The following is a 20,845-nucleotide window of genomic DNA, read 5'->3' as shown; positions in this document are numbered from 1 at the left end:
GCCGGGGCCCATCGACGGTTCCGCGTCGGTGGGCCCCGGCTTCGGTTCCGGGCTCGTTCCGGTCAGCCGATCGGCCCCCAGAACGTCTCTCCGTGATAGGTGTCGGAGAGCGGCTCGAGCGTCTCGGGCCACACCCCCGGCTCGACGGGGCGCCGTTCGGCGGCGGGCCGGACGGCGCCGTCCCAGCCGATCTGCTCCATGGAGTAGTACAGCTGCATCACATGGCCCTCGGGGTCCACGGCGTGCACGACGTAGTCGATGCCCGGGTGGATCTCCCGGGGCAGGTCGGTGAGCGTGACGCCGTGCTCCTCCAGATAGGCCTTCGCCGCGCGCAGCTGCTCGTAGGAGCCCAGCTGGATGCCGAAGGAGAGCAGCGTGCTGTGGTCGCCGAGGCCGAGCGTCTCGCGCAGTTCCAGGGGGAAGAGGCCGAGGCTGTGGTGCTCGGTGTTGACCCGCAGGAACACCGCACGATGCCCCGCGACCACGGTCTCCTCACTCTTCACCAGGCCGAGCGTCCCGGTGTAGAAGGCCTCCGCGGCCACCACATCCTCGACGAAGAGGCTGACGGGACCTAGGCGCACCGGCGCGAACGGCCGGGCCATGCGCACGCCGCCGAGGTCGTAGGTCTTCTCCGCGTCGTCGAGCCACCGGTGGCCGGATTTCAGGTCGATCCCCTGTGCGACCGCCTCGATGAGTTCGTCGGCCTCCGCCTTGGCCGGGAGCTCCGGGTGCTCCTGGACCCAGGGCCACAGCGCGGCCGGCTTGCTCAGGCCGTCCCAGCCGACCTGCTCGATGCCGTACTCCAGCTCGTTGGTGTGGCCGGTCGGGTCTGGGAAGTAGGTGTGCCAGTTGGAACCCGGGTCGCGGCCGTACCGGTTGATCTTCTTGCCCTGCTCCTCCAGCCACAGGCGTGCCTCGACGACCTCGCGCAACGTGCCGACCTGCCACGTGATCTGATTGATCGTGATGTCGTCGCGGGCCGGATTGTCGTTCTTGTCGACCCAGGGCCGGGGCATCAGGACGAACGTGTGGTGGTCGCTGTTGTGGCGCAGGAAGTACACCCGTGTGTCGGGAAGTCCGTCGAGCCACGGTCCGGGATCGCTCTCCTGGAGGTCGATGACGTCCGACACCTTGAAGCCGAGCAGATCGCGGTAGAAGGTCACGGCGGCGCCGGTGTCCTGGACACTGATGCCGAAGTGGTTGAGCCGGCGGATCTTGAACGGGCGGTCGTAGAGGATGCCGCCGACGTTGTATCTCTGCATGGTCATGGTCCCGTTGTGCTCAGTTTTCCGGCTTGACGACTTCGTTACGGATCGCACCGATCGCGCTGGAGGACACCTCGACGACGTCACCCGGCTTGATGAACAGCGCGTCGGGGTGCGAGCCGTCGGCCTGCTCCTTCGAGGAGTCGACGGCGGTGCCCTTGGGCGTGCCGCTGGCGATCAGGTCACCGGGCCACAGAGTGGTGTCGCGTGAGAGGTACTCCCCCAGGGCCGCGAAGGTGTGGATCATCGAGCCGGTGTTGCCGCTCTGGCGCACCTCTCCGTTGACGCGGCACTCCACCGGGATGTCCTGCGGCTCGAGGCCCTCGTCCACGACGATCCACGGACCGACGGTCGCGGAAGTGTCGAAGTTCTTGGAGTAGGCGAAGTCCGGCCCGAAGGAGATGTTGTCGCGCACGGACCAGTCGTTGAAGAGGGTGTAGCCCCAGATGTACGGCTCGAAGTCGCCGGCGGCGATGTCACGGCCGCGCTTGCCGACGACCGCGACGATCTCGGCCTCGTAGTCGAGCCGCTGGGTGCGAGCCGGATGGCGCACCTTCTCGCCGTGGGCGGATACGGCGCGCGAGTCCTTGAGGAAGTACTTCGGCCCGCCGGCCACAAGTCGCTGGATCGTGGCCTCGCGGTCGGCGTCCTGGGTGTTCTGCGCCGCGCTCTGCATGTGGTCGGCGAAGTTCGCGAGGGCGCAGAAGATACGCGCGCGGTCGGTCACGGGGGCGTGCAGTCGCACCTCCTCCAGAAGGAAGACGATCTGCTCGCCGTCCACACCACGCGGGTCCACGGTGTTGTCGCGGAGGTGGTCGAGCGCGGCCCGGGCGCCCGCGAGGGCGCCGTCGCCTTCCTCGATGAACGTGCCCAGCTCGGACGGCACCTCGGCCGCGGCCCTGGCCTTCGGCCGAGGGCTGTCGGAGGTCTCGGCCAGGTACTTCGCGTAGGCGGCGCTGATGTCGACCACGTGGTCGTCTCGCACTACACCGACCCGGTGGGCCGGCCCGAAAACTGCAACCTTCATGTCTGCGCCTTGTCGTTGTGTGGGTGGTCTCGGGTGATGTCGGTCAGGACTGCTCGCCGGTCTTGTCGTCGAAGAAGCGCGCGTTCGCCGGCGTCAGGCTGTAGATGGCCAAGCGCTGGATCTTGCTCTCGCGGACGGTGAAGAAGTCGGCCAGAGTGACGGCATTGCCGTTGGCGGAGAGGTCGATCTCCACTGCCACGGTGTCTCCGTCGACGACGTACGGACGAGGGCTCGGCTTCATCGCTCCCGGAGCGACGCCAGCGCGGTACATCGCTGCGATCGCCTCCCTCCCGTTAAGGGTGCCGGCGGCGTTCCGGAGGACCGCATCAGGCGCGAACAAGTCCACGACACCCTCCGGGTCGCCCGCGGTGACGGCGGCGAAATAGGCGTCGACGACGGCTGATGCATCGGTCATGGTCTTGTCTCCGTACTGGGATCGACGGTTGTCCGGTCAGGCCGAGAGGTACTCCGCCGAGGCTTGGCGGCGCTGCCCTCGAGGGGGCATTCCTGTTCCCGGGACCTGGTGGTGACGACAGGAAAATTCCTGAATGCGGGGGTCGCGTGAAAAACACATCGCTGCCTTCAGCGTGCTGTCCGGCGGCGGCCCGCACAATGCCGGGAATTTGCGTACACCGATGCAGAACACGCATGGAAAAACATGTCCGGGGCCCACCCGCGCACGTCCTTCCGCCGCTACTGTCGAATGCCATGGAAAAGCAGCGGAAAAAGTACCTCGAGTGCCCCTGCGGCGAGCTGCTCGAGGGCACCGACGACGACACCCTGGTGGCCGCAGTGCAGGCTCACCTGTGCGCGGCCCACCCCCACTTGACGTACGACCGCGAGCAGATACTGCTCATGGCCTACTGACTCATTCGATCCTGCGCAGGATCGCCTCGGCACGGGCGAGGACCGGCGCGTCGACCATGTGCCCGTCGACGCGAACCGCCTCACCCCCGCCAGCGGCCGCCAGCACGCTCCGGGCCCAGCTGACGGCCTCCGCGCTCGGCCGGAACGCAGCGTAGGTCTGCGCCACCTGGCAGGGGTGGATCAACAGCTTGCCCGCGAGGCCGACTTCCTGCGCTCGCTTCAGGTCGTCGGCCAGGACCAGCTCGTCGTCCAATGCGGTGGTCACGCCGTCGACCGGCCCTGGGAGACCCGCCAGCCGTGAGGCGTGCACCAGCGTCGACCGGGCGTGGAGCATCGCCGACCAGGTCGGCTCCGCTCCGATGTCGTGCGCGTAGTCGAGGTGTCCGAAGGCCAGCCGGGCGACACCGGCGGTGGCCGCCAGCTCGTACGCATGCGCCACTCCCTCCGCCGACTCGATGAGCGGGATGACGGGGACGTCCGTGAGGCTCGCGACCGACGCCACCGAGGAGCGGGTGTCCGCCTTGGCGAGCATCACCGCGAGCAGGCCGGGCAGGTCTGTGAGCGCATCCAGGTCGCGGTGGTGGTGCGGGCTGGTGACCGCGTTGACCCGGACGCAGGCGCGGCCGCCGGCCGCAAGGTACGCCGCGATGGCTTCGCGGGCGCTGTCCCTGCGTTCCTCGGCGACGGCGTCCTCCAGGTCGACGACGACGATGTCTGCCCCGGCCGCGGCCGCCTTGGCGAACCGCTCCGGGCGGTCGCCCGGCACGAAGAGGAAGGAGACGGCCGATCGCAGCACATCGCTCGCTTCCGGCGCCGTCAGTCCAGTCATGTCGCTCCTCCTCACGCCTGGACCGGCTCGACGGCGGCCGTGATCCCGAACTCGGCCAGCACGGCAGTGGTGTGCTCACCGACGTCGGGAACGGGCCCCATGACCGCGTCGAGGCCGTCCATGGTGACGGGCGGCACCAGCGCCCGCAGGGTTCCCTTCGGCGACTCGTACGTCTTCCACCGGTCGCGGGCCTCCAACTGCGGGTGGGCGGCGAGCCCGTGCATGTCCCGCAGCAGGGCGTTGGCTATGCCCGCCTGCTCGAGCTTCACGGCGACGTCGCCCGCCGTGCTGCCGAGGAAGGCCCGCTCGATCTCGCCGCGCAGGTCGCTCGCGTTCTCCACGCGCAGGGAGTTACGGAGGAACCGCCGGTCCTCGGCCAGCTCGGGCTTGTCGAGGATCTCCTCGCAGAACACGCGCCATTCGCGTTCGTTCTGGAGACCGAGGAAGATCAGGCTGCCGTCCCCGCAGCGGAACGGGCCGTACGGGTAGATGGCGGCATGGCGGGCACCGGTACGGGCAGGCGCCGTGCCGCCGTAGGTGGCGTAGTTGAGCGGGTAGCCCATCCATTCGGCGAGCGCCTCGAGCATGGAGATCTCGATGGTCGTGCCCTCCCCGGTCTGCTGGCGGCGGATGACCGAGGTGAGGATCCCCGTGTAGGCGTACATGCCTGACGCGATGTCGGCGATGGAGATGCCGACCTTCGAAGGTTCCTCCTCGGTGCCCGTGATCGAGACCAGTCCCGCCTCGCACTGCACGAGGAGGTCGTAGGCCTTCTTGCTGGAGTACGGGCCCCCTGCGCCGTATCCGGAGATCGACACGTGAATGAGCCCCGGGTTCTCGGCACGTAGTTCGTCGGCGCCCAGGCCCAGCCGCTCTGCCGCGCCAGGCGCGAGGTTCTGGATGAACACGTCGGCCTGTCGGACCAGTTCGCGGATGGCCGCCTGGCCGTCCTCGCTCTTGAGGTCGAGGCAGACCGACTCCTTCGAGCGGTTGAGCCAGACGAAGTGGCTGGCGAGACCGCGCACTGTCTCGTCGTAGCCCCGGGCGAAGTCACCGACTCCCGGCCGCTCGATCTTGATGACCCGGGCGCCCAGATCGGCAAGCTGCCGCGTGGCGAACGGGGCGGCCACCGCCTGCTCGAGCGCGACGACGGTCAGGCCTTGGAGGGGATGCATGCGTGTGCTCCTGGAGAAGAGGGCGGGCTCAGCGGGCGAGGAGGGAGGGGCTTTCCAACGTCTTGGTGAAGTACAGGGCATCGGCGGCGAGTTCGGGCTCGCGGGCCATCCGGCGGAAGACCTCCAGGTCCTGGTCGAGCTTGGCCGGATCGCCGGAGTGGAAGATCAGCCGCTTGTTGGCAGCGGCGCGCGGACTCGCCTTGTCGACAAAGGCCGTGCGACGGGCATCGGCGTAGCTGGTGAGGACGGTGTCGTCGACGCCCTGGACGACGACCGCGCCGAGCGTCTCGATCAGCGCATACGCGTCGAAGAGACCCATGGTGAGGCCCAGTCCGCCGCACGGGTTCGTGGCGTGCGCCGCATCCCCGGCGAGCAGCACCCGGCCGGCGCGGTACTCCGACGCGCTGCGCTGGTGCATCCGGTAGGGCGAGATGGCGTCCAGCTCGACCTTGTCCGCGATGTCCTCGCCGAAGACCTTCGCCAGGAACCCCGGCAGGCGCTCGGTCACCGTCTCGGCGGGGAGCGCGGCGTCCTCCATGTATGTGTAGCGCCACAGGCCGTGCTCACCGGACTCGTCGATCTTGACGACGATGGCGCTGTACTCGTCATCGACGTAGAACGTCGACTGGGCCCAGCCCTCCCGGTCGTCGGGGAAGCGGATGTTGGCGGCCACGAACCGCTCCGGCCATGTCATGCCGTCGAATCCGAGCTCCACCGCACCGCGGACCGTCGAGCGAGCGCCGTCCGCGCCGACCACCCAGGCGGCGCGGAGCGAGGTCTCGCCGGCGTCCGAGCTCAGGCGCAGGTCGGCGCCCGACTCGTCCTGGGAGATGCCGACCAGCTCGTGGCCCCACAGGATACGGACGTTGGCGAAGGTCTCCACCTCGTCGAGGATGATGCGGGCGAGTGCGCCCTGGCCGAGGTGGAGGTTGTACGGGTGCTTGACCCGGCCCGCGAGGGGCTGGAGTCCGTACTCGATGATCTCGCCGGTCTTGCGCACGCGGTAGGCGTAGTCCTGCTTGAGGAAGCCGGCCGCTCGGGCCGCCTCGAAGAGGCCGAGTCGCTCGAGACCGTCCAGGGTCGACCAGTGGTAGACGATCGCCCGGGGCGCGTCCTGAAGACCGGGGGCACGTTCGACGACAGTGACCTCGATTCCCTGCTGGGCGAGGCCGAGTGCTGTCAAGAGCCCCGTCGGCCCCGCGCCGACGACCACCACTTGTTGCTCTTCGCTCACTGTCACCCTCCACATGAATTCCTCGGGGCTTCGGCTTCGGAAGCCCGCACATCACGATGAACGAGAAATTGATCGAGCGCCAATACTGCTCAATCGCCCTTTCCATGCATTCCATGCATGGATATCCGGAGCCTCGGGTATTTCGTGGGCGCCAAAAATGCCGGATCGAATTCTGTTCCAGGTCGGCGCCGAGGACGCCCCCACCTTCATCTGACAGCCAGGATCATCGGATGGGGGCGTCCGGTCGAAGCCTCCTCAGCCCACCGGAGCCGGATCTGGTGACAGGATCTGCTGCGCCTGGTGCCACGGCAGCGCGTTGCGGAGCATGGCGCGGAGCTTCACGAACTGAGGGCGGCGTTCGAAGGCGAGCACACCCGTGACGAGATCGCCCGTGCGGTAGACGACGAGAAGCCCGTCGGTGTTCCGGTCTTCGGCGATCTCCTCCGCACCGGTGCGGTAGCCGGCGAACTGGATCCGGACACCGTGCTGGTCCGACCAGAAGTAGGGCACACTGCTACAGACGACGGGGGCCTCGCCCAAGAGGGAGTTGACGGCGTTGATGCCCGCCACGCGCCCCTGTTCGGCCGCGTTGGTCCAGTGCTCGATCCGCATCGAGGCGCCCCACCGCGGATTGGGCCAGCGTACGGCGTCACCGGCGGCGAAGACCCGGTCGGCGGCCTTGAGCGTCGCATCGCAGACGATGCCGTTGTCCAGAAGCACCCCGGAGTTCTCCAACCAGGCCGTCGACGGCCGTACGCCGACCCCGACCAGGATGACGTCCGCCGGTACCTGCGTACCGTCGTCGAGCAGAAGAAACCGCCGGCCCTCGGCCTCGCCGAGACCGGTCACGGCCGCGCCGAAATGCAGCTGGACGCCGGCGGCACGGTGCAGGGCCTGGTACTCCTGCGCGACCGCATCGCCGAACCGGCCCAGTGGCTGCTTTGCCAGGTCGATCACGGCGACCTGGCGGCCCGCCTTGGCCAAGGTGGCTGCGAACTCTCCGCCGATGAATCCCGCACCGACGACAGCGACGGACACACCCGGCCTCGACACCGCCGCGCGCAGCCCTACGGCATCTTCGTAGCGTCGCAGTGTGAACACGTCGGGCTGTCCGGCGAACACCGGCGGCACGAACGGCTCGCACCCCGTGGCCGCCACGAGGGCGCCGTATTCCAGGGACCCGGCCGTCGTCAGCAGCCGGCGGTTGTCCACATCGAGGCCTTCGGCCCGGGTGTTGAGCGAGAAGACGACGCCCTGCTCGCGCAGGCGCGCCGCGGACGGGTAGGTCAGCGCCTCCCTGTCGAAGGACTCCTCGAGCCGCGCCTTCGACAGCGGCGGACGCTCGTGCGGCGGATGGGCCTCGTCACTGACCACCGTCAGACTGAGGTGCGGTGCCTGGCGGGCGATGGTCCCCGCGGCGCGGACCGCCGCGACGGAGCCGCCGACGACCACGACGTCGAATGCACGCGCGGTCATGGCGTCACACCTCCGTCACAGTGCTCACGGCGCACACCGTCCCGGCGGCGCTGCGTGCCTCGGCGCCCTTGTCGAGGCCGTCCGGACCCGGCACGACCGAGAAGGTCTGCGCCTTGGTCATCGGCGAGACCAGGCGGTAGCCGAAGGTCTTACCGATCAGGTCGATGCCCTCGCGCCGCATGTGCTCGCCCATCATGAAGGCGAGGAGCGGGCCGTGGATGACCAGGCCGTCGTAGCCCTCCTTGAGGCACCAGTCCAGGTCGTAGTGGATCCGGTGGGCGTTGTATGTCAGTGCCGAGAAGCGGAACAGCATCCGCTCGTCGACGGCGAGCCGCAGCTGCGGGCCGGCCGGGGGCTCGGGCGGCGCGGGGGGCGTCGGCAGGGCGCTCGAGCCCGGGGCGCGGTAGACGATGTCCTGTTCCTCGCGGATCACCAGCTGCCCGTCCTGGTAGATCTCCTGGAGGACCGTCGTGAGAGTCAGCGGGCCCGTGCGTCCCTGCTTGTCGACGGACCGCGCGATGGAGGTCACCTTGGTCGCCGGCTTGCCGATCTCGAGGAGCCCATGCGTCGTGACCCGTCCGCCGCCGAACATGCGCCGACGGCCCGGGCCCGGGGGCGCCGGGATACTCACGACCGGGTGCCCGTCCTCTCCCAGCTCGCTCTCCCGGCTGCGCTCGAGCAGATAGACCCAGTGCCACAGCGGTGGCACCCGGTCCCCGGCCTTGTGGGGAATGTCGAGATCGAGCATCGCTGCCAGCGCCTCGGCCGGCTCGGCGGCGATCACCTCGGCGCGCTCGACCGTTTCCTGATTCGTCATACCGTCCATTCCGTTCATGCCCGTCCGCGCAGGGCGTGCAGGAGCTGCGAGAGATCGGGCGCGTCCTCGAGGTGCTCCACCGCGTCGATGAGTTCCGCGGCCGCCCTGGCGCCGAGCGGCTCGACCAAGGCCCGCGCCTTGGTGACGACTTCCTCGTGCGACATCGGGTTCTGCGCCGAGCCCTTGGCCGTGGTCGGGTTACCCGCCTCGAGCGTGAGCACCTCGCCGTCCATGAACTCGATGTCGAAGCGGGGACCGTCCTCGAGCTCGATACGCGCGTCGACGTGCATGGAGATCTTGCCCATCGTCTCCTTGACGCGCGGCTCATCGACCCGGGGCGGCTCGTACTCGTCCAGGCTCAGCCGGCCACCGCACAGCGCCAGGGCGACCGAGTACGGGAGGCTGAACTGGGCGTCGAACACGGTCTCCACGGGGTCGACCGAGAGCATGTTGATCGCCGTCTCCCCAGCGGTGATGCGCAGGCTCCGCACGTCTTCGGCCTGGATCGGTCGCGAGGCGAGCAGGGCCATCACCGTGTCGATGGCCGAGTGGCAACCTCGGCAGCACGCGTAGGGCTTGAGGTAGGAGCTCGCGACATTGAAGTCGACACCGAGATCCTTCAGCGCCGCCTCGGCGAACCCCTGCCCGCCGTTGTACGTGGCGAACAGCCCGCCCCACTCCGCCTCGAAGAGTCGGCGCGGACCAGTGATCCCCGCACGTGCGAGGACGGCCGCGTCGACGCCCGTCTCGCCGGCCTTCCCGGGGTGGAGGCGCTTGGTCATCGCGCCGTCGTCCTTGAAGGCCCACACGCCGCCCGTGAAGGAGCCGGCGATGCCGAGCGCATTGGCGAACCGTTGCGCGTCCAGCCCGAGGGACTTCGCGGCCGCGGCGGCCGCGGCGATACTGCCCATCGTGCCGCTGGAGTGCCAGCCGCGGTCGGTGTGCGCGGCGAAGCCGCCCAGGGCCCCCAGGGCCCGGTAGCCGATGTCGTACCCGGCGACGGTGGCCGTGATGAGGTCGCGCCCGGATGCGCCTGCCGCCGCGGCCGTGGCGATCGCGGCCGGCAGCACGGTCGAGCCGGCGTGTCCGGGGCCGCCTCCGTCGTCGAAGTCGCGGGCGTGCGCCGACGTGCCGTTGGCCAGGGCGGCCTGGGCAGGGGTGAGCCTGATGCCGGTGCCCCACACGAGAGAGCCCGAAGTGGTGTCCTGGATCCCCGCCAGCGCGTCGATCACGCTTGTCGCCTCGGCGGTGGTCGCGCCGAGCATCGCGACGGCGAGCGTGTCGAGGATGTGGTCCTTGACTCCCGCGACCACGTCGTCCGGAAGCTCGTGGAAGGCGATGCCCGCCCAGTGAGCGGCGAGCGTCTCCGTCAACGAGGGTGTGTCACCGGTCATTTGCCTGGCCTCCTGACGACTTCAGGTCGACGGTGAGCTTGTCGATGAGCCACCGGCCGCCCGCCTGGTCGATACGTGTGGCGTCCTCGACCACTCGGGCATCCGGGTAGTGCTCGGCCAGGTGGCGCACCACCTCTTCCATCTCGGCCTTGGCCAGCCCCTGCCCCAAGCAGTTGTGGGAACCAGTGCTGAAGGTGAGCGGCTGGTTGCGCTCCCGGTCGAGGTCGAACTCGTCGGGGCGCTCGAACTTCTCCGGGTCGCGGTTGGCGGACCAGACGGCTACGTGCACGTCGCTCCCCTCAGGGATGACGGTGCCCTCCATCTCGACGTCCTCGACGGCGATCTTGCTCACCACGCCGGTGCGCGGAAAGAGCCGCAGGCACTCGACGACCGCCGCGGGGATCAGCGTCGGGTCGACGACGATCCGCTGCCAGGCCTCCCGGTTGCGCAGCAGGGTCCAGACGACCAGGCCTAGCTGGTGCGCGGTGTTGACGGAACTCGCCTCGAGCATCGAGGTCGCCTCGACCAGGACTTCCTGCTCGGTCAGCTTGCCCTCGTCGCCGAGCTGGATGAGGTACGACAACATGTCGTCGCCCAGCCCTTCGGCGCGCTTCCTGGCAACGAGGTCGGCGAGGTAGGCGAAGAGCTCGTCGTAGGCCTCCACGATCACCGGTGTCATGCTGCGATCCCGGGTGAGCAGCGACAGTGTGCGCTCGGACAGGCTCTGCACCTGGGGGGCGTCGCTCGCGGGCGCGCCCGCGAGATGGCAGTAGACCAGCGACGGGATCCGCTGGGTGACGCCCCCGTAGAAGTCGACGGGCGCGGAGTCGTCGAGATCGGCGTTGATCGATTCCACGATCCGGCGGAGCACGTCGCGCGTCTTCTTGACCGTCACCGGGCTCATGAAGCGGGCGAGCGGCATGCGCAGGCGAAGGTGCGGGTCGCCCTCCTGCATGATGATGCTGCGTGCACGGAAGTCGTGGATCGGGCCGGAAGTGATGCCGAACTCCTCCATCAGCCGCAGCGAGGAGTTCTGGAAGCGCTTGTCGCGCAACACCTTGGAGGCCAGGTCGTAGCCCAGCACGGCGGTGCCGTAGGCCCCCTGGAGGAGGGCGCGTCCGTCGAGCGCGCCGCCCTGGTGCGTGCCTGCGTCGGGCGAGAACGGGTCAAACGTCGTCTTGGCAGTCATGGCAGTCATCCGCGGGCGATCGCGCCGACCGGGCAACACACGATGACCTCTTCGAGCTCGGCCTCACGCCCCGGGTCCACGTCGGTCGTCAGCTGCTCGAGCCGGCCGTCGTCCCCGATGCGGAACACATCCGGCATCAGTGCGGCACACGTCCCGTTGGCATCGCACCGGTCGAAATCAACTGTCACTTTGATCATTGCAAGGGACTCCTTTGTCACTGCGTTCGCGCCCGGGATGGTGGTCCTCGGGCGGATCACTTGCTTGTTTCGAATCTGATTCGAAATCAAGCGATAGAAGAAACAAGAAAAAAATTCCGGCTGACCAATGCATTTCGCACAGGGCGGATCTCCGGGCTCGCTGCTCCCGCAACCGGAGGCCTCCGGCCTGCTCCTGTCGGTCCGCCGGGCACGCCCGGAGAACTCAGGCCTCCGTCGGCGCGAGCACGATGTCGAAGCGCACCTTCGACCAAACTCCGTCGACGACCCGGCCGTCCGGTGTGGGCGTCCCGGCCGGCTGCTCCTCGAAATCCTTGACCAGCGACTCCTTCACGCCGAAGACGCTGTCCTTGTCGAGGAGTTCGTCACCGCGCACGAAGATATGCGTGACCAGCTGCCGGCAGCCGGGTACGCGCACCAGGAAGTGCAGGTGGGAGGCACGCATCGGGGATCGGCCGACGGCCTGCAGCAGACGTCCGACCGGGCCGTCGTGCGGGATCGGGTACGGGGTCGGCGTGATGCCCCAGAAACGGTAGGAGCCCTGATCGTCGGTGTGGAAGTGGGCGCGTGCGGCAGTGCGGTCGTCCCCGTACTGCACGTCGTACAGGCCGTCCTCGTCGGCCTCCCACACCTCGACCAGCGCGCCGGGAAGCGGCTTGCCGTCGGTGTCGGTGACGGTGCCCTCGACCCAGCACGGCTGCCCGACCGCGCCGAAGGACATGTCGCCCCCCAGCGGAATCTCCGGTGAGCCCTCGACGAAGAACGGGCCCCACACCGTCGCCTCGGTGGCGTTCCGGTAGGCCTCGTTGCTGACCGCGATGGTCTGCATCGACGCGCCCAGCACGTCGGAGAGCAGGATGAACTCCTGCCGTTTGTCGTCGGTGATGTGGCCGGTGGCGGTGAGGAACTCGATCGCCTTGTTCCATTCGGCCTCGGTCAGACGCGTCTCCCGGATGAAGGCGTGGACGTGTTCGACGAGCGCGGTCATGAGTTCCTTGAGCCGCGGATCGGCACAGGTGTCGAAGGAGTGCACCACGCGCTGGATCAGCTCCTCCTCGCGCTGGCTCTGCTCCACGCTGACACCCTCGGTGGCCGAGGCCTCGCCGGTGCCGGTCATGCTGGCTCCTCTCCGGACCATGCTGCCTGCAGCAGGGCGGTGATGTTCGCCGGAGTCACCGGCGCGGGGTTGTTGGCCGGGATGGCCTTCAGAATGGGGTCGACGGCCTTGGCGATGCCGTCGGCGGGCATGCCGTAGTCCCTCAACGCCCGTGGCGCGCCTAGGGCGTCGCGCAGTGCGGCCAGCCCCTGCGACGCCGTTGCCGAGCCGAACGCCTGCGCGATCCGGGCCTCGGCCTCGGGCGCGTGGGGAGCGTTGAAGGCCAGTACGTACGGAATCACGACCGCATGGGTCTGTGCGTGCGGCAGGTTGAACATGCCGCCGAGCACATGGCAGATCTTGTGGTGCATGCCCGAGCCGGCGGAGGCGAACGCAACCGCCGCCAGGTAGGCGCCGTACAGCGTCTTCTCAATCCCCTCGATCGAGGCCGAGTCGCCCGCCACCTGCGGCAGCCCCGCAGCCAAACCGTGGATGCCCTCCTGCGCCAGCGCCCGGTCGATGGGATCCGCGCGCGGCCCCCACATCGAGTCCACACAATGGGCCAGCGCGTTCAGGCCGCTGGACACGGTCATCTCGCCGGGCAGCGTCGTCAGCAGGCCGGCGTCGTAGACGATCGAGCGCGGCAGCACCTTCGGATCGGCCCCGGTGCGCTTGGTCTCGCCCTCGGTCAGACCCCACACATCGGTCGCCTCGCTGCCGGCGTACGTCGTCGGCACGGCGATGATCCGCAGCCCCGTGGTCAGCGCGACCGCCTTGCCCAATCCGGTGGTCGAGCCGCCCCCTACCGTGACGATCACATCCGCCCCACAGGAGGCAGCGGCCTCACGGGCGCGGGCGGCCACCTCGACCGGCACATGCATCACGACCTCTTCGTGGCGCAGCGCGACCGGAACCGCCGCGGCGATCGGGTCGGCCAGGGCCGCCTCCCGCTCCGAGGCGATCAGCATCACCTTCGCGCCACCGAGCGCTTCGACCTCGGCCGCCACGGCCGACGAGGCTTCGCCGGAGGCGAAGACCACGCGCTGCGGCAGCGTCTCGTGGATGAACTTCATCAGTGGCTCACTCTCCCTCGATCCGCAGCAGCCACCTGAGCAGCGCGGAGGCGACCCCATCGGGATCCTCGAGGGCGGAGAAGTGCCCCACGCCCTCGAGCGTCACCAACTGTGTGCCAGGAATCCCGGAGGCGACCTCCTGGCCCAGGTGCGGCGGTGTGATCGGGTCACTGTCGCCCACCAGAACCATCGTCGGCACCGCGATCGTCGACAGCTCCTGACGCCGGTCGCGCCGCTCGGCAACCGCCAGCTGCTGGTCCTTGAAGACCTCCACGCCCAGGGAGCGAACCATCTTCCCTGCCAGCGTGGTGATGTCGGGCCGGTCGGGCGCCACAGCACCCGCAATCAGGTCGGCGGCCTTCTCGAACCCGCCGGACTCCGCCAGCGCGATGGCCTTCAATGAGTTGTCCCGACGCTTCGGCTCCGCGGCGATCGCGGAGGAGTTGAGCAGGGCGAGGCCCTGGACCCGGCCGGTGTTGCGCAGTACGACATCGAGCGAGACGTACCCGCCCATCGAAATACCGGCGAGGTGGAACTTCTCCGGCGCCTTCTCCAGCACACTGTCGGCCATCGCCTTGATCGAGGCGCCTTCGCCCCGGATCACCCGGCATTCGACGTGTCCGGACAGACGCTCGACGACAGGCTGCCACAGGCGCTCGTCCGCTCCGAGCGCGGGGATCAGTACCAGCGGATGGGTCAGCATCTCCTCTCCTCCCGGCTCACGCAGCGCCGTCGACATTGAGAACGCAACCTGAGGTGAACCCCGCCTCCGGAGAAACGAGGTAGGCGACGGCGGCGGCGATCTCGGCACCGGTGCCCGTACGCCCCGCCGGGATCGCCGCGCAGGTGGCCGCCTGGGCCTCCTCCGGAAGCGCTTCGAACACGCGTCGCACGCGGCCGTGCTCCGGCAGGATCAATCCGGGCGAGACCGCGTTGACCGTGATACCGCTGCTGCCCAGATCCTTCGCGAGCTGCTTCGTCAGCCCGATGACCGCAGCCTTCGACGCCGCGTACGGCAGGCGCGCGCCGACCGTGCCGGACGGCCCGGCAAGTCCGTCGGCCACCGCCGAGGAGAAGTTGACGATGCGTCCGAAGCCGTTTCGGCGCATCAGCGGCACCGCCATCCTGCTGCACAGGAACGCGCTGGTCACGTTGGCGTTCAGGACCTGCGACCACATCTCGGGCGCGAGGTCCTCGATGTCGTGGACGGGCTCGGTTCCGCTGCCGCCCGCCGTGTTGATCAGCGCGTCGACCCGGCCGAAGTGACTCTCGACCTCGGCGAACGCGTCCGAGACGAGTGCGGCGTCCGCCAGGTCCGCCTTGATGGTCAGCACCCGGAGCTCGGGGAACGCGCCACGGATCGCGGCGGCCGTCGACTCCAGGCCCTCGCCGTTGAGGTCGAGCAGCGCGATCTCGAAGCCCTCCCTCGCGAGACGGTGCGCGATCTCCGCGCCGAGGCCCTCGGCGCCGCCGGTCACCACGGCTACTTTCTTTTCCGTCCCCTGCGCTGACAGCACCGGACTCCTCCAGGACGTTCCACCGGCTGCGAACCATGAGCAGCCGCACAGGTCCTTGCGACCCGCAGCACACAGCGTGTCGCACGGTGATCGCACACATCAATGACGAAAAAATTCGCCCGGCAATGCGTTTCCCGTATGGCATCCATGCCCCCCGCATTTACGGGTGGTGGACCACACCATGCGCGTATCGCATGGCCATCACGAACTTCCTGGCCATTTTCCGGCTCGCCGTAATTCCGCATGCTGCTGGGTGACCGGTATTACCTGGACACACTGTGGAGGAAGCCGTGACACAGTCAATTCTCGGATCGTGTACGACCACTGGGCCGGATCCGGAGGTCGTCTCCCGCGCTACGGCGCTGGTGCCGATGATCCGCGAGTACGCCGGCCAGGGCGCCGAGAGCCGAAGGATCGCGCCGGAGGTGATCAAGGAGCTGGACAAGGCCGATCTCTTCCGGCTGTTCGTGTCGGCGCGCCTGGGCGGTCTGGAGGCTTCGGCTGCGACGATCTTCGAGACGCTGGCCGAGGTGTCGCGCGGAGACGGTTCCACCGGCTGGGTGACCACTCTCCTCTCGTCGGCTGCCGGCTATGCGTCCACCTTCTCCGACCAGGCCCAGCAGGACGTCTTCGGTGCGAACCCGCGCGCTCGCGTCTCGGGCACGTTTTCCCCCACCACGCAGGTCGAGCGTGTGGAGGGCGGCTACCTGGTCAGCGGCCGCTGGCCATACTCCTCGGGTTCCTTCGCCGCGGACTGGATCACCCTGGGCCTCCTCATCCCGCGCGAGGATCCCAACGAGAACCCGGTCTCCATGGCGCTCTTCCCGCATGACGCCTGCCGGATCGAGCCCTCCTGGTTCGTCACCGGCCTCAAGGGCACGGGCAGCGACACCGTGGTCGTCGACAACCAGTTCGTCCCTGACCACCGGATCCAGCCCATGCACAACATGTTCGGCGGCGAGTGGCTGACCTCCCACAAGGAGGACCGGGTTGCCACCTGGCCCTTCAGCTCTGTGGCGTCAGTCATCCTCGCTGCTCCTCAGCTCGGGATGGCCCGCCACGCGCTCGAGATCACCCGCGCCAAGCTGGGTGACAAGCCGGTGACGAACACGGCCTACCGCCAGGCCCGCCTGTCCCCCACCCACCAGCTCAACGTGGCCGACGCCGCGACGAAACTCCACCTCGCCGAACTGGCCATGCAGCGTGTCGCGCACGACATCGACACGGCGAGCGCCGAGGGCCGGCGACCGGATGTGGAGACCCGCGCCCGGATCCGCAACAACACAGGCGTCATGGCAGACCTGTGCAAGGAGGCCATCAGCCTCCTGCTGACGGCCAACGGCTCCGGCTCGTTCGCGGAGAGCAACGTCATCAGCCAGATCTGGCGCGACTCGGAGATCGCGAACCGGCACGCGCACGTCACCTCGGGCATCGGCCGCGAGGCCTACGGCCGCATACTGCTGGGCAACAACGACCACCTGATCGAGCTGTGACATGCCAACCATGACTGAGACTTCTCCCACCGAGGGCCGCGTAGCGATCAGCGACGGGGCGGCCTACCGGCGTGTCCTCGGGCACGTCCCCACGAGCGTGGCCGTGGTGACCGCCACCGGCCGCTCGGGACGGCCGGTGGGCATGACCGTCGGATCGTTCACCTCGGTCTCCCTGGACCCACCGCTGGTCGCCTTCTTCGTCGATCAGGCATCGTCGACCTGGCCTCACCTGTACGCGGCCGACCACTTCGGCGTGAGCATCCTGGGGCATGCCCAGAGCGAGCTGTGCCGGGCCTTCTCCCGCCGCTCCGAGGACCGCTTCGAGGGTGTGGACTGGAACATGTCCGACCTGGGTGTCCCGCTGCTGTCGGATGCCATCGTGACCCTGGAGTGCACCCGCGCCAAGATCGACCTCATCGGCGATCACTACCAGGTCGTCGGCCGCGTCGAGTCGATGGAGCTGCGCGCCTCCAACCCACCGCTGATCTTCCTGCAAGGCGGGTTCGTGGACATGGACGACCACACCGCCTCCTGAAGAGGGGCGCTCCACCCCGCGAGGGGCTGCCGCCCGATCGGGCGGCAGCCCCTCGCGGGGTTCTGGCGTTCCAGGGTCCGGATCAGCGGCTTTGGGGAGAGTCCGGACGTGTCCTTCTCCCCGCCGGTGCGGTGGAGGGTGGGTGTTCGCAGGACGGACGAGTGCTTGGTCGCCGCCGACACGCGGATGCGTCCGAGCGGGAGCAAAGGCTCAGAAACTTCGCTCCGGCGATGCGCTGAACGCATGGTGGAGCGCCGGGATTCCGTGGACGTTCGACCGGCCCCTTCGGTTTCAGCAGGGTGTTGCGGTAATTTCCCGAATCCGGCGTGACGCGCTTGTTGAGGGAACTATGCAGCACATGTATGGTCCCGACCATGGAGCCGCAAGACCTGGAGGAACCATGGAGCTGCGCGAACTGGAGTGGTTCAACACCCTTGCCGAGACCGAGAACATGACGGCCGCCTCCGCACGGCTGAACATCAGCCAGCCGACCCTGTCACGGGCCCTGGCCCGGCTCGAGCGCAAGCTGGGGGTGAAACTCTTCGACCGCCGTCAGAACCGTCTGTGGCTCAACCGGTACGGTGCGATCTTCCAGGCACACGCCATGCGGGCCATGAACGAACTGTCCAAGGGGGAGGAGCGGATCGCCACGCTCGTCGACCCGGACCAGGGCCAGGTGTCACTCGGTTTCCTGAACTCCTTTGGGGAGTGGCTGATCCCGGACCTGGTGAACCCCTACCGTGAGCTGACCCCCCGTACCTCTTTCGAGTTGCGCGGCGGGGCCTCCGACGCGGTGACGGACGACGTACGACAGGGCCGCATCGACATCGGCTTCGTGGCCCCGGAACCGACCGCGGAGGATCTCGACTGGGTCCCGCTCGGCAGCCAGAGACTGTGTCTCGGGGTTCCGGAAGGCCACCGGTTCGCGGAGCGCGACCACGTCACGATCGCCGACCTGGAGGATGAGCCGATGGTGGCGCTCAAGGTCGGATACGGCCTGCGGTATGTCACAGAACGCCTGTGCCGGCAGGCGGGCTTCACACCCCGGATCGTCATCGAGGCCACGGAGCTGTACACCCTTCCGCCGTTCGTCTCGGCGGGCTGGGGCGTCGCTGTCGTTCCCGAACCGCAGCCGGGGCAGCAGACACCGACCCCTGTCATCCCCATCGACGACCCCTCCGCGGTCCGGCCGTACGGAATGCTGACGCGCAGGGGAGGGCCGGGCGGGCAGGCCGCGCGGCGCTTCCTCGGGTTCGTGACGGCGCGGTGGAAGGACGTGGGGCTCGCGCGGGAGGCCGTCCCGCAGGTCGCCGCTGTCGCGACGGAGGCCGGCTGACCGGCCGACCGGGCGATCGAGCAGATGCCCGAGGGGCGGGTCACCGCGTGCCGATACGCCGGTGAAGTCCCGTGGTGGAACTCGTCGATCACGATCACGTCGAAGTGGTCCGGCCGAAGACGGTCCAGCTCGCGAGCATGAGCTGGCGGACCAGTTCCAGGCCGGCAGTGACGCCCCAGCGGTGCAGCTGGGCTTGGATGCGCCGGTGGCCGCCGCTCGTGGACCGGCAGATCACGCAGGACGGTGCGGCCGAGACGGCCAGGTCGGGAAGACATCGGGGTGCTGCGGTGAAGGGGCGGGGCCGGATGCATCGGATCCGGCACCTGAAGTTCTCGGTGTGAGGTCTCAGGAGATGCTTGACCGTTTGTGCTCTGGACATGGTTGACACGTTCGGCTGAACGTTCGTGATCTCGCGTCCCTTGGTGGGGTAGGGGTGCTTGCGTAAGTAGCCGTGGATGTACAGCAGTTGGCCGAGTACCGCTACCGGGCGGTCCGCGAGGTGCTCGGTGGGTCTCCGATCGGTGAGGTCGCGGCCCGATACGGCACCTCGCGTCAGACCCTGCACAACTGGCGGAAGCGGTTCGAGCAGGAAGGCATGCCCGGCCTACTGGACCGCTCCCGGCGCCCGCGGAACAGCCCCACCCGCCTGTCTGCCGAGGTGGAAGCCGAGATCTGCGAACTGCGCCGCCGGCATCCCCGGTGGGGTGCCCGCCGGATCGCCCACGAGCTGGCCGGCCGCGGGCTGCAGGCGGCGCCGTCGCGGGCCACGGTGCACCGGGTGCTGTCCCGCAACGGCCTGGTCCGCACGCAGGAACAGCAGCATCCGCGCAAGTACCGCCGGTGGCAGCGCGAGGCGCCCATGCACCTGTGGCAGATGGACCTGGTCGGCGGGGTTCCGCTGGCCGACGGGCGGGAGTGCAAGATGGTCACCGGCATCGACGACCACTCCCGGTTCGTCGTGATCGCCTCCGTCGTGGCCGTGCCCAGCGCCCGCGCGGTGTGCTCGGCCTTCACCGCCGCGATGCGCCGCTACGGGGTGCCCTTCGAGGTTCTGACCGACAACGGCAAGCAGTTCACCGGCCGTCACACCCGCCCCCAGCCGGTGGAGGTGCTCTTCGAGCGCATCTGCCGGGAGAACGGCATCACGCAGCGGCTGACCAAGCCGCGCTCGCCCACCACCACGGGCAAGATCGAGCGTCTTCACCGCACACTGCGCGAGGAGTTCCTTGATCACGTGATGCCGTTCGAGTCGCTGGCCGCGGCCCAGGAAGCGATCGACGGCTGGGTGCACGCCTACAACCACCAGCGCCCGCACCAGGCCCTGAATATGGCCACCCCCATCAGCCTTTTCCGCCCCCATTCTCCGGTCCGCAGCGGTGACGGGCCCCCTGAACAGGCAGTGGCTGAGCCAGAGTTGTCCATCGAGGTCGTGGAGCCGCCGGTTCAGCCGTCGCAGGGGACCGCCGTCGAGTTCGAAGTGCGGGTGCCTCCCAGCGGCGAGATCACCCTGGTGACGGGCAGGCAGCGAGTCGGCATCCACCAGGCACTGGCCGGCCGGACGCTGACGGTCTGGGCCAACCACCGCAGCGTCCACTTCCTCCTCGACGGGCACCTGGTCACCACCGTCCCGTCCCGGTTGCGGCCCGAGGACATCGCCTACCTGACCATGCGCTACGGCGCCCGCCCGGCTGGTCTCGAGCCCGCACCGGCAGCCCTGCCCAGGGCCCGCAGCGGCACGGCCATCCTCGCGGCCGGCGAACCGGTCGAGGTTGACCGCAAGGTCCTACGCGACGGGATCGTCTGCCTGGCCGGGGGCCGCTACCCAGTCGGATTCGCCCTCGCCGGCCGCACGATCACCCTCCGCCTCGATGGCCACCTCATGCACGCCATCGCCGACAAGGCACTGACGGGCACGTGGCCCTGCCCCGTTCCCGCTGACCGTCTGGGGCAGATCCCCGGGGCACGGACAGCGACATCCCCGCTGCCGCCACCGCCCCTGCCGGCCGGGGCCATCCGAGCCCAGCGCAAGGTGCACGCAAGCGGCCGCTTCATGATCAACGGGCAGTTCATCAAGCTCGGCCCGCGGCATGCCGGAAAGATCGTCACCGTCGTCATCGAGGACACCCACTACCGGATCCTGCACGGGGAGGACGAACTTGCGGTCAGGCCCCGCAAGAGCCTCGGACCGATCACCAGGCTCTACGTCAAAGGCATGGGCACCGAGAAGGAGCGTCAAGGATCTCCTGACGACAAACCGTCAAGGAAGTCCTGAGACCCCACACCGACAGAAGTGGCGCGAGAGTGGCG

21 protein-coding genes and 1 pseudogene are annotated in these 20,845 nt (G+C 68.8%); 5 read left to right on the top strand and 17 right to left on the bottom strand.

What is annotated here, in order from left to right; all coding sequences use genetic code 11:
* Positions 1–62: 62 nt before the first annotated feature.
* From ABT009_RS22450 to ABT009_RS22440, 3 genes are read right to left on the bottom strand one after another with little or no spacing between them, the layout of a single operon-like run.
* Positions 63–1,268, bottom strand: coding sequence for a VOC family protein (locus tag ABT009_RS22450; RefSeq protein ID WP_351297586.1), 1,206 nt, complete (start codon positions 1,266–1,268; stop codon positions 63–65).
* 13 nt (positions 1,269–1,281) lie between these two features.
* Positions 1,282–2,292: a fumarylacetoacetate hydrolase family protein gene (locus ABT009_RS22445; RefSeq protein WP_351297584.1), complete on the bottom strand. Its 1,011-nt coding sequence runs from the start codon at positions 2,290–2,292 to the stop codon at positions 1,282–1,284.
* Positions 2,293–2,335: 43 nt separating this feature from the next.
* Positions 2,336–2,707 carry a nuclear transport factor 2 family protein gene (locus ABT009_RS22440; protein WP_351297581.1) on the bottom strand — a complete coding sequence of 124 codons (372 nt, stop codon included), beginning with the start codon at positions 2,705–2,707 and terminating at the stop codon, positions 2,336–2,338.
* Between the two features lie 293 nt (positions 2,708–3,000).
* Here ABT009_RS22440 and ABT009_RS22435 point away from each other — a divergent pair, with 293 nt between their 5' ends.
* Positions 3,001–3,159: a hypothetical protein gene (locus ABT009_RS22435; RefSeq protein WP_351297578.1), complete on the top strand. Its 159-nt coding sequence runs from the start codon at positions 3,001–3,003 to the stop codon at positions 3,157–3,159.
* Between the two features lies 1 nt (position 3,160).
* On the opposite strand, the gene ABT009_RS22430 is transcribed toward ABT009_RS22435, so the two are convergent.
* From ABT009_RS22430 to ABT009_RS22375, 12 genes are all read right to left on the bottom strand, one after another.
* On the bottom strand, positions 3,161–3,988 hold the full coding sequence (locus ABT009_RS22430; protein ID WP_351297575.1) for an HpcH/HpaI aldolase/citrate lyase family protein: 828 nt from the start codon (positions 3,986–3,988) through the stop codon (positions 3,161–3,163).
* Between the two features lie 11 nt (positions 3,989–3,999).
* Positions 4,000–5,163 (bottom strand): CaiB/BaiF CoA transferase family protein, encoded by a 1,164-nt coding sequence (locus tag ABT009_RS22425; RefSeq protein WP_351297572.1) that lies wholly within the window; start codon positions 5,161–5,163, stop codon positions 4,000–4,002.
* Positions 5,164–5,191: 28 nt separating this feature from the next.
* Positions 5,192–6,397, bottom strand: a complete 1,206-nt coding sequence (locus tag ABT009_RS22420; protein WP_351297569.1) for an FAD-dependent oxidoreductase — start codon at positions 6,395–6,397, stop codon at positions 5,192–5,194.
* A 255-nt stretch (positions 6,398–6,652) separates the two neighbouring features.
* Positions 6,653–7,873 carry an NAD(P)/FAD-dependent oxidoreductase gene (locus tag ABT009_RS22415; protein ID WP_351297566.1) on the bottom strand — a complete coding sequence of 407 codons (1,221 nt, stop codon included), beginning with the start codon at positions 7,871–7,873 and terminating at the stop codon, positions 6,653–6,655.
* 4 nt (positions 7,874–7,877) lie between these two features.
* Entirely contained in the window at positions 7,878–8,690 is an 813-nt protein-coding gene (locus ABT009_RS22410) for an HTD2 family dehydratase (RefSeq protein ID WP_351297563.1), read from the bottom strand.
* Between the two features lie 14 nt (positions 8,691–8,704).
* Positions 8,705–10,084 carry an MmgE/PrpD family protein gene (locus ABT009_RS22405; RefSeq protein WP_351297560.1) on the bottom strand — a complete coding sequence of 460 codons (1,380 nt, stop codon included), beginning with the start codon at positions 10,082–10,084 and terminating at the stop codon, positions 8,705–8,707.
* On the bottom strand, positions 10,074–11,273 hold the full coding sequence (locus ABT009_RS22400) for a cytochrome P450 (RefSeq protein ID WP_351297557.1): 1,200 nt from the start codon (positions 11,271–11,273) through the stop codon (positions 10,074–10,076). The genes ABT009_RS22405 and ABT009_RS22400 overlap by 11 nt, the downstream gene beginning before the upstream one ends.
* Before the next feature lie 5 nt (positions 11,274–11,278).
* Positions 11,279–11,470: a ferredoxin gene (locus tag ABT009_RS22395; protein ID WP_351297555.1), complete on the bottom strand. Its 192-nt coding sequence runs from the start codon at positions 11,468–11,470 to the stop codon at positions 11,279–11,281.
* Between the two features lie 223 nt (positions 11,471–11,693).
* The gene (locus ABT009_RS22390) at positions 11,694–12,605 is read right to left on the bottom strand and encodes a hydroxyquinol 1,2-dioxygenase (RefSeq protein WP_351297552.1); all 912 of its coding nucleotides are present in this window, start codon (positions 12,603–12,605) and stop codon (positions 11,694–11,696) included.
* Entirely contained in the window at positions 12,602–13,657 is a 1,056-nt protein-coding gene (locus tag ABT009_RS22385; RefSeq protein WP_351297549.1) for a maleylacetate reductase, read from the bottom strand. Before ABT009_RS22385 ends, ABT009_RS22390 begins: the two co-directional genes overlap by 4 nt.
* A gap of 7 nt (positions 13,658–13,664) precedes the next feature.
* On the bottom strand, positions 13,665–14,360 hold the full coding sequence (locus ABT009_RS22380; RefSeq protein WP_351297546.1) for an alpha/beta fold hydrolase: 696 nt from the start codon (positions 14,358–14,360) through the stop codon (positions 13,665–13,667).
* Positions 14,361–14,376: 16 nt separating this feature from the next.
* Positions 14,377–15,174 (bottom strand): SDR family NAD(P)-dependent oxidoreductase, encoded by a 798-nt coding sequence (locus tag ABT009_RS22375; RefSeq protein WP_351297543.1) that lies wholly within the window; start codon positions 15,172–15,174, stop codon positions 14,377–14,379.
* A 290-nt stretch (positions 15,175–15,464) separates the two neighbouring features.
* Between ABT009_RS22375 and ABT009_RS22370 the strand changes: the two genes are divergently transcribed.
* From ABT009_RS22370 to ABT009_RS22360, 3 genes are all read left to right on the top strand, one after another.
* Positions 15,465–16,667, top strand: a complete 1,203-nt coding sequence (locus tag ABT009_RS22370; protein WP_351297540.1) for an acyl-CoA dehydrogenase family protein — start codon at positions 15,465–15,467, stop codon at positions 16,665–16,667.
* A gap of 10 nt (positions 16,668–16,677) precedes the next feature.
* The gene (locus ABT009_RS22365) at positions 16,678–17,202 is read left to right on the top strand and encodes a flavin reductase family protein (RefSeq protein WP_351297537.1); all 525 of its coding nucleotides are present in this window, start codon (positions 16,678–16,680) and stop codon (positions 17,200–17,202) included.
* 400 nt (positions 17,203–17,602) lie between these two features.
* Positions 17,603–18,538, top strand: coding sequence for a LysR family transcriptional regulator (locus tag ABT009_RS22360; RefSeq protein ID WP_351297534.1), 936 nt, complete (start codon positions 17,603–17,605; stop codon positions 18,536–18,538).
* Between the two features lie 41 nt (positions 18,539–18,579).
* Here ABT009_RS22360 and ABT009_RS47460 read toward each other — a convergent pair.
* Positions 18,580–18,672 (bottom strand): annotated as a pseudogene (locus ABT009_RS47460) (DEAD/DEAH box helicase family protein); the annotation flags it as partial.
* Positions 18,633–18,917: a hypothetical protein gene (locus ABT009_RS22355; protein ID WP_351297532.1), complete on the bottom strand. Its 285-nt coding sequence runs from the start codon at positions 18,915–18,917 to the stop codon at positions 18,633–18,635. The pseudogene ABT009_RS47460 and the gene ABT009_RS22355, both read right to left, overlap by 40 nt.
* A 72-nt stretch (positions 18,918–18,989) precedes the next feature.
* Here ABT009_RS22355 and ABT009_RS22350 point away from each other — a divergent pair, with 72 nt between their 5' ends.
* Positions 18,990–20,810: an IS481 family transposase gene (locus ABT009_RS22350; protein ID WP_351297529.1), complete on the top strand. Its 1,821-nt coding sequence runs from the start codon at positions 18,990–18,992 to the stop codon at positions 20,808–20,810.
* Positions 20,811–20,845 lie beyond the last annotated feature (35 nt).

It is taken from the genome of Streptomyces sp. NPDC002896 (genome assembly GCF_040295225.1).
Taxonomy (GTDB): Bacteria; Actinomycetota; Actinomycetes; order Streptomycetales; family Streptomycetaceae; genus Streptomyces.
The sequence above is the reverse complement of the archived record's forward strand: the minus strand, read 5'-3'. Positions and strand labels throughout refer to the sequence as shown.